Genomic DNA, 12,726 nt, shown 5'->3' with positions numbered 1-12,726 from the left:
TACCAAAACAAATACATTGTTCCCCATGATGTAAAGAACCGCCGTATACGAGACCCGTACGTACGGTGGTGTGAGAGGGTCTCCGCTAGGCTATACGCCTAGCGGCGCTCTACTCGATTGGCAGTTGGCATTTTTATTTACCATATTGATTTAGGAACTTTACTAAAATCCATTTCTGATATTTTAGGATTTCTAGTATTATAATAAACTGGATATTTACCTCCTGGAATTTTTATTTTTTTTAAGTCAGCAGAACCATAACTTGATTCATCTATATACTTATTACCGTTAACATAATACTCATATTCAATTACAGAGCTTGCTTTCGCATATATTTTATGACGAACAGTTATTCCTACTGTTTTGGCCTTATTAGATTTAAATTCTGTCCAAGATAAATATCCTCTGATTCCTACTAATGCACATATACAGCTAATTACAATCAACGAATAGATTGGTTTTTTCTTTATTCCATTCTTTTTATTTATAATAATCTGAAATAGTTGAAAAAAAACTACTAACAAACCTAAAAGTCCAAATATAAGAAGTCCAAACCTTTGAAAGTCATAATTAATACTGGCTATGAAAAAGTGTTTCATTTGTAATATCTTTTTTATTTTTTAGGACGTCATATGCTTACTGCCAACGGCTCGTGTATGAGTAGTGCGGGATTTAACCCATAACAGCCTCAAATAACTAAGTAGCCAAAACTACGATTTTACAGGTAACTTTCAAATTTGTATTAGCCTGTCAAATCGTAGATTTGGCGGAGCTCAAAAACCGTACAAACCCTCGTGAATAGTGCGTTACCCGCATTACTTATTACAAAATGTTAGCGGTTGTTATTTATTTGTTCACCTTTTAGAAATTCAATTTTATCGATAATATCACCTTTGTCATTGAAGATTTTGAAAATCCCCTCTCTTCTACCATTCATGTATTTACCAATTGCATATAATTGTCCATTTTCATGAAAAGATTGAAATTCACCGTCAACTATGCCATTAGCATTTAGCTCAATATTTTCAATTGTACCGTTAGGATAATAGTAAATCCATTTACCTTCTTTCATTCCGTCTTTATATAATCCTTCGTCTTTTAACTTTCCCGATTCATAGTATGAATACCAATATTCAGATTTAAGTCCATTTCGGTAAAATCCCTTAAGTTTATAATTGCCGTTCGAATATTTTTTTTCAAATTCTCCGTTCCTTGAAGAAAATGTATTTGATACAATGAAATTAATTGTCTCTTTAGTACCTGATAAAAAGTGAATGATTTTAAAAAGTATACTCATTTCTCAAATTTGTTTTTAATAACATTATGATTGTCGGGATTGTCGGGCAAAAATTTTACAAATAGTGTATCGCCAATATCCTTTAATTCATTTGGGTAACTATGCTGAAATTTCTTACCTCGATATTTATATTCATAATAAACATAATACTCCGCTGGTGAACTTTTACCTCTTCTTTCCCACTTTTTATCTGCAATTATTGCTAATGCTTCTATTCCATTCTGTTCTAATAATTCATCTTGGTATTTGAAAAAACCAATATACCCCCAAACATGAATTCCAACTAAAAAAATCAACATAGTTAGTGTAATAAAAGCTGGTTTGTTTAATGATTTATAATTCGTTGAATTTGCAGAAGTAATTTCGCTAAATGAAAAATCTCGATTGATAAACAGTCCAGCAAATTTTGCTGAAAAATTGAACAGTGATATCATGCCTATTAAAAATCCCAACAATCCAATGAATCTATAGTTGTCTTGTGCAAAAGCAAATTTTAAACAGAGATAATTTCCAACGACTAATAATGTGAAATACATTATGACTTTTTTCATTTGTTTTATACTATTGTTTTGTGCAAAGTGTTTTTATAATAACCGCTAACTAATTATATACCCCACTAGTATGGGATATATTTAATAAAAACCAAATATATAAACATTTCGTAAACGTGTACCGCTATAAGTGCTTTAAAAATAAGAGTGATGTGGGCTTGTTTCTCATTTGGGTCAGGTGCTTTTGGTTCTTATTTTGATGCAAGCTCCCTGCAACCGTGCAACGGATTTGCATCGCTGATGCAAGCTTCCTGCAACCGTGCAACAGATTTGCATCGCTGATGCAAGCTTCCTGCAACCGTGCAACGGATTTGCATCGCTGATGCAAGCTTCCTGCACCGTGCAACAAATTTGCATCGCTGATGCAAGCTTCCTGCAACTTTGCAGCGGATTTGCGTCACTGACGCAAGCTTCCTGCAACTTTGCAGCGGATTTGCGTCACTGGCGCAAGCTACCTGCAACTTTGCAGCGGATTTGCGTCACTGACGCAAGCTTCCTGCAACTTTACGGCGGATTTGCGTCACTGACGCAAGCTTCCTGCAACTTTGCGGCGGGTTTGCGTCACTGACGCAAGCTTCCTGCAGAGTTGCAGGAGTCTGTTCAGGGTCTATTCAATAAACTGTGTCACCAGCATTTTTTCTTTAGCTAAAGCCCTTCACAAAATCGAGGTATGGCGGCATAAATCGTCTCTTTATCAGAAAATATTTACTAAGCCCAAATCTGCAATAGGCTTATAAAACTATTTATTAAGCATTTTGCAAAACCCACTATAAACACATTTTCTTTTCATTAAATTGTATTCGTTAAAACTATAGATGAAGAACAATGACTGAGAAAGAGAAAATGATAGCCGGCAAGCCTTACTTTGCTTTTGATAAAGCACTATTTAAAGAACGCCAGTTGGCAAAAGAGAAAGTATATGATTTTAACTTCTCAAAACCTTCGGAGCTTGATAAGCGAAATACTATTATACAGTCCTTACTAGGTAAAACAAGCAATAGCTTTTACATAGAACCTCCATTTAGATGTGATTATGGATATAATATTGAGATAGGCGATAACTTTTACTCCAATTACAATCTTATCATCTTAGATTGCGCAAAAGTTACAATAGGTAACAATGTACTTGTTGGCCCCAATGTGAGTTTATTTGCCGCAGGCCATCCCATTCACCACGAAGTTAGAAACACAGAGTTAGAATATGCTTTTCCTATCACCATAGGTAACAATGTATGGATTGGAGGAAACGTTGTAGTTAATGCTGATATTACAATTGGTGATAATACTGTTATTGCATCAGGTAGCATTGTTACTAAAGATATTCCTAGCAACGTAATTGCTGCCGGAAATCCTTGCAAAGTATTACGAGAAATTACAGATGAGGATAAACAATACTATTTCAAAAAACTTCGCATTTAATTGCAGTGTATCTCCATTTATATGAAGTTGTTTAAGGTTGTAGGGGAATTGCGAGAGTGACAATTTGATTATCAGTGGCAAAGCTCAATTTTTTATTGCATAGCCGTAGCTACGGAATAAAAATTAGCTGAAGCCAATGAAACGAGAGTTCTATGAGACAAAATAAAATACATATTTTAACCTCATAAAATCAAGGTGTTACTCGCAGATTTTCGATACAACTTTAAACAACTTCTATTCTATATCGCTCTCATTTATTAAAAAAATGTAAAAAAAATCAACTTTACCGCAAACGTTTGAAACCTGACAAAGCCTATCAAATCGCTTATAATACAAGTGTTTTAGCATTTTTACACATACTTTTTATGTCTATATTTGACTCAGATCAACCATAGGAAATCAGTTAAATCAAAACAAATAAACTAATATATCTACTATGCTAAAGTATACTTTTATAGCACTAATCGCCCTTTTTACAATCTCCTGTTCACAGACAAAGGAAAACAAAGAAATACCTGAAGCTCCATTTATTTGGGAAAATGCAAATGTTTATTTCATGCTAACAGATCGCTTTAATAATGGCGACTCAAGTAATGATGTTAATTTTGAAAGAACCAAAGAAACTGGTGTATTAAGAGGCTTTATGGGTGGTGACTTTAAAGGGATCACACAAAAAATAGAAGAACATTATTTTAACGATTTAGGCGTTAATGCACTTTGGTTTTCTCCTATTGCCGAGCAAATACATGGCTCTGTTGATGAAGGAACTGGCAGTACCTATGGTTTTCATGGTTACTGGGCTAAAGATTGGACCCGAATAGATCCTAATTGGGGTACTGAAGAAGATTTTGCTGCATTAGTTGAAGCAGCTCACAAAAAAGGCATTAGAGTAGTTATGGATGTGGTTATTAATCACACAGGTCCTATTACTGATAAAGACCCTTCGTATGGTACTGACTGGGTTCGTACTGGCCCTGCTTGTACTTATGAAGATTACAACACAACAGTGAACTGTACTTTAGTTGAAAACCTACCGGATGTTTTAACAGGAAGTAATGCGGATGTTGATTTACCAGAAACGCTACTTGAAAAATGGGAAAAAGAAGGTAGATTACAAGAGGAAATGGATGAACTCAATGCTTTTTTTGCGCATACAGGTCACCCACGCGCGCCACGTTTCTACATTATGAAATGGCTTACTGATTTTGTTAGAAAGTATGGAATTGACGGTTACCGTATTGATACTGCTAAACATACCGAAGAAGGAATTTGGGCAGAACTAAGAGCTCTTGCTGATGAGGCATTTGCTGAATGGAAAGCCGCCAACCCAGATAAAGTACTAGATGATAATGCATTTTACACGGTTGGGGAAGTTTATAATTACGGAATATCATCGGGTCGTGAGTTCGACAATGGTGGAGTTATGGTTGATTATTATGCCAACGGAATGGATGCATTAATCAACTTTGAGTTAAAAAGTGATGGAGATAAAGATTATGAATTCATTTTTGATAAATATTCAACTCTTCTACAAAATGAATTGAAAGGAAAATCTATCCTGAATTACCTTACTTCGCATGATGATGGATCACCATACGACGAAAGCCGCGAGAAATCTTTCCGCACTGCTAACCTACTATTTTTAACTCCTGGAGCCAGTCAAATTTACTATGGTGACGAAAGCAATAGAAACCTTATTGTAGAAGATGCTGTTGGTGATGCCACGCTTCGTACTTTTATGAATTGGGAAGATATTGAAAACAACACAGAGGTTAATGGCATTAAAACCCAAGACTTAATGTTACATTATCAAAAGTTAGGTCAGTTTAAATCCATGAATCCTGCAGTAGGGGCTGGTATTCACAATAAAATATCAGAAGCTCCATATGTATTTAGTCGCGACTATGTAAAAGGAAATTATAGCAACAAAGTAATTGTTGCCTTAGATGCAGAAAAAGGACCTAAAACAATTAGCGTTGACGATGTATTCAGCGAGAATACTATTTTATTTGATTACTATTCTAATCAAGAAGTAAAAGTAACAGATGGACAAGTAGAAATTGACTCTCCATACACAATGGTTTTATTATCCTTATAGGAATAAAATATATCACATCAACAAAAACAGAACGGGGGTGCTTGTAAAAAAGTATTCTCGTTTTCTTTTTTTATAGATAGCTTCACTCAAAAACAATAAGATGTTATAATTGTATCATTATAAAAGTATTTACATGAGCACTGATTATTATAGCAACAAAGAGCAGGTAGAGAAATACATCGATATGACCAAAGGTATGAGTGGAATAGAGATAATTGATTCTCTAAGGCCATACCTCTCGGATGATGCAAAGTTATTAGAACTTGGAACGGGTCCGGGAAACGATTGGAACATTCTGAGTAAATATTACACGGTTACAGGCTCTGATTTTTCAGAAGAGTTTATGAAGCACCTTTCGCTTCAATTCCCCAAAAGTAATTTTCTTCAACTTGATGCAGCAACAATAGAAGTAGATACTCACTTTGATGCCATTTACTCAAACAAAGTATTGCACCACCTTAAGGATGATGAATTGGCTTCATCAATAAAAAGACAAGCTGAAATACTTAATGATAATGGTGTGATTTGCCATAGCTTTTGGAAAGGTAAAGGAACTGAAAACTATAACGGCATGTTTGTAAACCTACATACTGAGGAGGCTTTATCTGAGTTACTCAAAGAACAATTTGAGATTTTAAGTACTGAAGAATATAAAGAATTTGAGGATAATGATTCTATTTTTATTATCGCTCGGAAACTTTAAAATAGTATACATAGCCTATAGCCAGAAGTAATATTAACTAGTTCTGGCCATAGACTTTGTTTGTTTAATATCATTCTGAAATATAAAACATCTGATTATTGCGCTCCACCATAATACCCTGATATGGAAACTCATGAATTATACACGCATCAACTTGCTTGTGTAAAATTCTAAAGTCAGCACTTAATACTACAGTTTCAGAAATACCATCCTCATTTACCATATTATAAACCTGAAACGGAAAACCATCCTTAACACTTACTCTGTTTGTAGGCTCAAGGTTTAGCATTGTTACCTTACCTTTTTCAACTATCAAGTAAAAATTATAGGCCTTATATACTTTATGATTCGGGAACCTAAAGCACTCCTTTGAATAAGCTCTTAAATGGCTATATGCTTTCTCTGAAAGAAGCATATTATCATAAGGTGGTAGGCCAATTAATTCCCATTGCTCACCTTTTTGTCCAAATCCTATAAACTCATCAAAATCTTCACACACTGTTATTTTATCATACGCAGCCTTAATAATTACCTTATCTGTAAAAACATCTTTTAAACCATTCTTACCATTACTAGTATATTGATAATAAATATTGTTTTGGTATTCAATAAAATCACGATCACTTTGTTGTAATTCTGCTAAAAATGGCACAAGATTAAAATCCTTGGGAACCGGAAATTTTCGCAAATCATACCATAGCAAATACATATTATCATTGCTATAGTCAACAAATGCATTGTCCTGCATTGAACTTAAATCAACTGTGGAAACAAAGGTTTGATCTGTAGTAAATACATAGCCTATTCCTTCCTTAGGAACACTAAATAAAATGTATTTCCCTTGCTCTCCTATAATACTAATTGATGCCGAGTCTTTATGGTTCCATTCGTCTAGCAGTAAAAGCTCTCGTTTGCTTAAGGATGAACTTTTTAAGCAGTTTTTAGGATGAAAATATTCAAAGTTATATTGAGAATCTATCCAGAATAAGGAATCTTTCTTTACATAAAGACCTGCAGGAGGCATATATGCCTCAAACGCTTCTATAGGCTCTACTAACAATTCTTCGTTTTGTTCTCTTAATATATGCATACTTGCTTCAAATTCAGATTTATAATGAGAAACAAGAATGGCGTTTTGTAGCATTTCAACATTATCAATCTGCAATGAGTCAAGTGAGCTTACCTTACCCGTTTTTAATGATATATAAAGGACTGAATCTTCAGTTGCTTTAAATAAGCCAAAATCGTTTTTATAAAGCTCAATATCTTCATTAGTGCTATTATAAACTTTATTGAGATAGTTATCGTAATATTCAATTCCTTCTTTGGTTTGTATTTCAATAAGGCGATTACTATTATTCGACTTTCTAACAGAAAGTATTTCTTTATCCGTTAACTTATTTGGGAAACTAGGGTTAAGTATCTCACCTCTTGAATAAAATACTAATTGGTCGAGTGGTAAATCCCAATCCATGCACCTTAAGTGGAGCGGTATTTTAAGGTCGAATAAAGAGTTGTATTTTTCATCCAAAATGCGAAATCCTTTTTCGTGATAGTTTGTAAGAATAAGCACTTTTCTTATCAGCTCTCTCGGAAACTCATCACTGTAGATTTCTTTTAACTCATAATCATCATAGGTTTCATTAAATGGATAAAGGTAGTACCTATCCCTCCTATTATAATATGTTTTGTATTTATTGGCTACTAGTGCCGAAGCATTTGTATCCAATTTTATCAATTCCCATTTATCGTCGGCGTATTTTGCTAGAAGCTCTCCTTTGGTATTAAATAGATGAATTTGATTAGGAACAAAACCAGCTATAACTGTTTCGGAAATATATGAAAGGTCTTCATAAATAAACGGGATAATAGTTTTATTTTTTTTGTTTACGGCTCCCCACTTAAGACCTTTATCTAAGTCTTTTTGAATAATAAAAGCGTCACCTTTACTAGGCTGCACATTGCTATAAGCTTCTTTTAGTACTACTTTGCCCGCTTTGTTTTTAAAGCCATACAATCCGTTTTTATAAAAGGGATAATTATTGTTGTTTTGCGCCACACTTGATATTGTTAGTATGGCAAAAAAAGTAAGTGCAAATATATATTTCATTTTCTGGTCTTAATTTTAATCAACTTATGATTGTTCTATTTCGGTCGGTAATTTTTAATTATTAAGATCAAAAAGCACTTCGCCATTAAAGGTAAAATAGTAAGGGTTACCCTCTCGTTTGACTATTATTAGCTTATCCGACTCGAGGACAATTGGCTTAGTTTTAAAAAATATTTGTTTACCACTTTTTTTTATAAATACACTATATAGTTTTTCTTTATCATATGTTTTATGGTGTCTTAAAATAAACAAGTCTTTAGTATCAAACGCTATCGCTTGACAATCTATTGGATAGATATTTGCATCATTATCAATCAGCATCGTTTTACCTTCATCCTCATATAAATAACAAACTGGGTCTTTACTTACGTTGCGAATAGATTTGTTACTACTTAATAGTTCTGCACCTATGTATAGCCGCGGATCTTCAGACTTATTTCTTATCCAAATAAATGGTTTATCTGTACTTGTATGCATCACAGAAATATTATCTGCTTCAAATAAAAGCTCCATAGTTTTCATATGAACAAGATGCTTCTTCTTACCACTTTCAACCAATAATACGGGTAATGTATTGTAAGGGTATACAGTGTATTTGGTCCATTTACCATAGGATGGTAGTTTTTGTTTGTTACCATCTGAATCAAGCAAGTATGATGATGAATCTAACGCTGCTATAAAATAATCTTTACCCGGGAAGTTCTCATTCTGTTTACGCGTAATACTTTTATAGTTATCTGATATTACTTTAAGATCTGAGTTTAATAGATAGTAGCTTTTATCAACATTAAGAGCAATCATTGTTTCAAATTCTTTCTCCGACTTATATTTTACATTGCACTTTTGTTTATTTCCATTCTCATCAAGAATATATCTGCCCAACTGATTCCCTAGGTCCTTATCTAAAAATATAGGGTTTCCTTTAACCATATCAACTACTTTCTTATTCTCGAAATAAATGGTATCTGTTGATCCCCATTTTACACATCCACTAACACCTACGTTATTATTAAAATACATTGTATCCTTATTGTCAAAAAACACTTCATGGTATTTACATTGGACTATTTTATTATCTGAAGGTCTGAAAATTCCATAAATCAGATTCGAATTACTCTTGCTCTTAATTGTAAATGTAGGTTCGCCATCAAAGTTCATAATCGGACTAATTATACCATTTACTTTTGTTAGCAGCACTTCGCCAGACGGCGCTATTAACTCTGAGTATTGGGTCTTATATTCTCCATAGCTTTGCACCTGAAACTGTTCATGTAAATAACATGTTTGATAATTTTCATGTGTAAAAGGCAAAGAATCTAAGAAAACTCCTTTTTTGTTATAGAGATGCCTTGTTTCATTATTAATTCCCTCTATATACATTTTATTTTTGCTCGGCGCTTTATAGGCTGTATAAATAAATTCGCTGCATTCGTTATTAGTGATATTAAGTATAGCCCAACGATCACTTTTCTTCACAAGCACTATTTCTTCATTACAAAAAGGCATCACATTTATTTGATAAACCTTAGTATCAATAGCACAAAAATAATCTTGATGGTTAATGTTGAAGATATAATCTTGCTGGTTGGTTCCTAATCTGTAAATAGATGGATAATTTCTATTTATTTCCGTTTTAGAAGTGAAATAACGTTTTGAAGCAATGTGATAATAAGAATAATCACCATTGCGATAATTTCGTACAAACCCATCCTTTATATCAAAAGGAGAGATACTATCCTGTAAGCCAAGCAATAATTCACTGTTTTTATTGTAAAATGCGTAATTATCCCCCTTACGAGCAGCTAACAGCTCGCCACATTCTGAAATTTCATTATAATAAAACGGAATAATAACTTTTCCTTTATTATCTATTGCTCCAGTTAAAAAATCTCTTTTGTTTCCTCCTTGTACAATAGCTATATTGTTTATAAAATGGTATGCGCATTTAAACTTCTCTTTAATCTCAGTTTTCCCTTTCTCATTTATATATAAATATCCATTTGACGTTTTATAGGGCAATGGGTACTCTTGTGCAGAAATATTTATTGTAAAAAATATATTTAGCACCAAAGCAACAAGGGTAATTAAATTCAATTGTAAACTATTTCTATTCATTTGAAATGGTATCTCTATAAGTATAAGACTATTAAAAAAAGCAATCTAGATAAAGTGTTGTGATGTGGTTTAATACCTTTAACAACTTACTTACCAAATAGCCAACTCTCTGCCATGCTTGTCCAATAAAACCCTTACATCCTTTTGTAGTAATTCATCCCATCTGGCAGCCTCAAAACAACCATAATATGAAGAGTAAATAGATTTGTATTTAAAATCGCTTAAGCGCCCGCTCATTGAAAATAAGGCGTAGTATTTAGTGTACTCCTCTTTTTTAGTTCCAATGAAATATTCATTTCCAATATCTTTAATATGATACATTTTTTCTTGAAGTACTTTGCCTTGATATACAATCCCCATAAAGTTTCCGTAGGTGATAATATAGTAATTAGAACTCTTTTTCATTTTAATTTCATGCGCCGGATTGTAATCAATAGGGATACTAAAAAAACAAGAATCTGTATTATAGATATTTAATGTACTCTGTTTTGTATTTGATTTTGGTTTTTCGATAAGCGCATAGTTAAACTCACTAGATTCAATGCTATAATTGTAATATAATATCGATGCTCCTCTATTATCCTTAGCATAATCTATATCAAAAACCCATGCTTCTTTACTTAAATCAAACACGCCATATTTGTTTTTTTCTTCACCCTCAATTCTAACTTTAAAAGGCACGTATATTTTACTTGATACTCTTGGAAATTTAAGCTTATCCCAATTATAATTGTCTACCTCTAGTATGAGTTTACCATCAACATCGAGTATGTAACTTTTCTCTGTTCCTGATAAAAACACATGCTTGCCTCTGAAATAAATCTTATTATACTCGTAATCTTTTAAGGAAATAATCTTACCCGTTTTATTGACAATACTATATTTCTTAGGATTGTCTTTTTCAGGTACAATAAAACATTCTGAATAAGTTTCAGACATGCTTTTTTGCCAATCTAAATTTTGATTAGATGGGAGGTTTAACCTCGTATTGTTAACCAAATTATATAAATATGCGATTGTAGAATCATTGGCTTCATATTTTAAAAGGTAATCGCCAACCATTATAAGATGGTCTATTTTATTGTAATGTTCGTTAAACTTATCTTTTTTAATGATGTATGGTTTTGATAGTCGATCAGAAGTAATCTCGGGTTCATTTTGTTCTGCATTATAAAATAGCCTGGTTTGATAGTTGGGTGCTAAATCGATTAACTGCGAATTTCTCCCATTCTCCTCAAACACCATAAACTCTTGGTAATTATTTGTAGCAACGCTGTTACATTTTACAGATTGTATTTCTGCTTGGAGCAAGTAATTATATCTTTTACCTTTTCCATTTTTATATGTAGCAATACCACATTTATTATAACTATCAGGTGCAGTATATGTAATGCTATCGTTAACAGTTGGCACTAAAACTTCACCATCTGTGCTTTTTATTCCATACTTACCATTTTTGTAATCGGTTAGGTATAAATAAGAATATACTGGATCATACCAACCATTCGAACTTTTAGAAAGTATTATAGCTCTGTTATTACTAACTATTTTTTCTGTGGTCTGCATTAAATACTTACCCTCTATCAACCCCTCTTTATTAATTAACAAAGCAGGCTCATGAGCAAGATCTTTTTTGTGAGGAACAATTATTTTTTTTCTATCTCGAAGTTGAATTACTTCCTTATACTCTTTACCAGTACTAATATCAATATTTGTTGACCAATTAGGAAATGCAATAATTTTTATTCTATCAGCTGTTCTGTATTGAGGAACTGAATCGTTACTGAAAATTACAGTTCCTTTATTATTTAGCATACTGTTTATTGTGTAATCGTTTACTTCATTATTATATGAGGTAATCGCCCATATAACTTCTGACTCATCATCAATTGCGTTTAATTTTAAAATATCACCTCCCTCCTTCTGGAAAATAATATTACCCTTCTTATTTATTAATGCATTTTTGCTTGAATAATAACCCGTTTGTAATTTTACTAAAGCTAAATCATCATAAAAAGGTTCTGCTGACTTAAACTGAGGTTCAATCATCCAAGAACCGTCTTGGTTTTTGTATCCATATTTGCCCGAGGCATCTTTCTCTATAATATATTGAGCGCTTGATGATATAGCACACAAAAGAAATAAGCCTACTAAGAGTAGATCTTTATTAAAAGTAAAAGTTTTGTTCATTAATAATCTTATTTATAATTGGATATTATTACCAGTATTAGGCTAGCTCAAGAATACTGATATAAAAGAATAGGTTTAAGTGCACTTTGGTATTTGATTTTCAATAAAACAATATTAGCCTGCTATATGCATCTGTGGAAACACTCTATTTGGAGGACACCATTTTATGAAAACAGTGTACACTAAGCATACAACACCGCAAATATAGCAATACAATTTATGTTAGAAAACGGGCATGTGTAT

General features: G+C 32.8%; 9 protein-coding genes. 3 read left to right on the top strand and 6 right to left on the bottom strand.

The features are described from left to right. Positions 1-137 precede the first annotated feature (137 nt). From QMO11_RS14355 to QMO11_RS14345, 3 genes are all read right to left on the bottom strand, one after another. A complete protein-coding gene (locus tag QMO11_RS14355) occupies positions 138-599 on the bottom strand; it encodes a hypothetical protein (protein WP_282037920.1) in 462 nt (153 codons plus the stop codon). Positions 600-832: 233 nt separating this feature from the next. Then, positions 833-1,297 (bottom strand): toxin-antitoxin system YwqK family antitoxin, encoded by a 465-nt coding sequence (locus QMO11_RS14350; protein WP_282037919.1) that lies wholly within the window; start codon positions 1,295-1,297, stop codon positions 833-835. After that, positions 1,294-1,848: a hypothetical protein gene (locus QMO11_RS14345; RefSeq protein ID WP_282037918.1), complete on the bottom strand. Its 555-nt coding sequence runs from the start codon at positions 1,846-1,848 to the stop codon at positions 1,294-1,296. Before QMO11_RS14345 ends, QMO11_RS14350 begins: the two co-directional genes overlap by 4 nt. A gap of 825 nt (positions 1,849-2,673) precedes the next feature. Between QMO11_RS14345 and QMO11_RS14340 the strand changes: the two genes are divergently transcribed. From QMO11_RS14340 to QMO11_RS14330, 3 genes are all read left to right on the top strand, one after another. Beyond that, entirely contained in the window at positions 2,674-3,267 is a 594-nt protein-coding gene (locus QMO11_RS14340; RefSeq protein ID WP_282037917.1) for a sugar O-acetyltransferase, read from the top strand. Positions 3,268-3,703: 436 nt separating this feature from the next. Beyond that, a complete protein-coding gene (locus QMO11_RS14335) occupies positions 3,704-5,365 on the top strand; it encodes an alpha-amylase family glycosyl hydrolase (protein WP_282037916.1) in 1,662 nt (553 codons plus the stop codon). A 133-nt stretch (positions 5,366-5,498) separates the two neighbouring features. Beyond that, on the top strand, positions 5,499-6,068 hold the full coding sequence (locus QMO11_RS14330; protein ID WP_282037915.1) for a class I SAM-dependent methyltransferase: 570 nt from the start codon (positions 5,499-5,501) through the stop codon (positions 6,066-6,068). Between the two features lie 70 nt (positions 6,069-6,138). Here the strand turns inward: QMO11_RS14330 and QMO11_RS14325 are convergent, their stop codons facing one another. The 3 genes from QMO11_RS14325 to QMO11_RS14315 form a co-directional block, all read right to left on the bottom strand. After that, on the bottom strand, positions 6,139-8,178 hold the full coding sequence (locus tag QMO11_RS14325) for a WG repeat-containing protein (protein WP_282037914.1): 2,040 nt from the start codon (positions 8,176-8,178) through the stop codon (positions 6,139-6,141). Positions 8,179-8,232: 54 nt separating this feature from the next. Then, positions 8,233-10,293 carry a WG repeat-containing protein gene (locus tag QMO11_RS14320; protein WP_282037913.1) on the bottom strand — a complete coding sequence of 687 codons (2,061 nt, stop codon included), beginning with the start codon at positions 10,291-10,293 and terminating at the stop codon, positions 8,233-8,235. Positions 10,294-10,383: 90 nt separating this feature from the next. After that, positions 10,384-12,483 (bottom strand): WG repeat-containing protein, encoded by a 2,100-nt coding sequence (locus QMO11_RS14315; RefSeq protein WP_282037912.1) that lies wholly within the window; start codon positions 12,481-12,483, stop codon positions 10,384-10,386. Positions 12,484-12,726 lie beyond the last annotated feature (243 nt).

This window comes from Saccharicrinis aurantiacus (assembly GCF_947489045.1).
Lineage (GTDB): Bacteria > Bacteroidota > Bacteroidia > Bacteroidales > Marinilabiliaceae > Saccharicrinis > Saccharicrinis aurantiacus.
Note: the sequence above shows the minus strand (reverse complement) of the source record. Positions and strands in the feature narration are given on the sequence as shown.

Excerpts from the sequence above, each read along its gene's own strand:
- QMO11_RS14325 (WP_282037914.1), bottom strand. The coding sequence starts at position 8,178 with ATGAAATATATATTTGCACTTACTTTTTTTGCCATACTAACAATATCA.
- QMO11_RS14335 (WP_282037916.1), top strand. The coding sequence starts at position 3,704 with ATGCTAAAGTATACTTTTATAGCACTAATCGCCCTTTTTACAATCTCC.
- QMO11_RS14340 (WP_282037917.1), top strand. The coding sequence starts at position 2,674 with ATGACTGAGAAAGAGAAAATGATAGCCGGCAAGCCTTACTTTGCTTTT.
- QMO11_RS14330 (WP_282037915.1), top strand. The coding sequence starts at position 5,499 with ATGAGCACTGATTATTATAGCAACAAAGAGCAGGTAGAGAAATACATC.
- QMO11_RS14355 (WP_282037920.1), bottom strand. The coding sequence starts at position 599 with ATGAAACACTTTTTCATAGCCAGTATTAATTATGACTTTCAAAGGTTT.
- QMO11_RS14320 (WP_282037913.1), bottom strand. The coding sequence starts at position 10,293 with ATGAATAGAAATAGTTTACAATTGAATTTAATTACCCTTGTTGCTTTG.
- QMO11_RS14345 (WP_282037918.1), bottom strand. The coding sequence starts at position 1,848 with ATGAAAAAAGTCATAATGTATTTCACATTATTAGTCGTTGGAAATTAT.
- QMO11_RS14315 (WP_282037912.1), bottom strand. The coding sequence starts at position 12,483 with ATGAACAAAACTTTTACTTTTAATAAAGATCTACTCTTAGTAGGCTTA.
- QMO11_RS14350 (WP_282037919.1), bottom strand. The coding sequence starts at position 1,297 with ATGAGTATACTTTTTAAAATCATTCACTTTTTATCAGGTACTAAAGAG.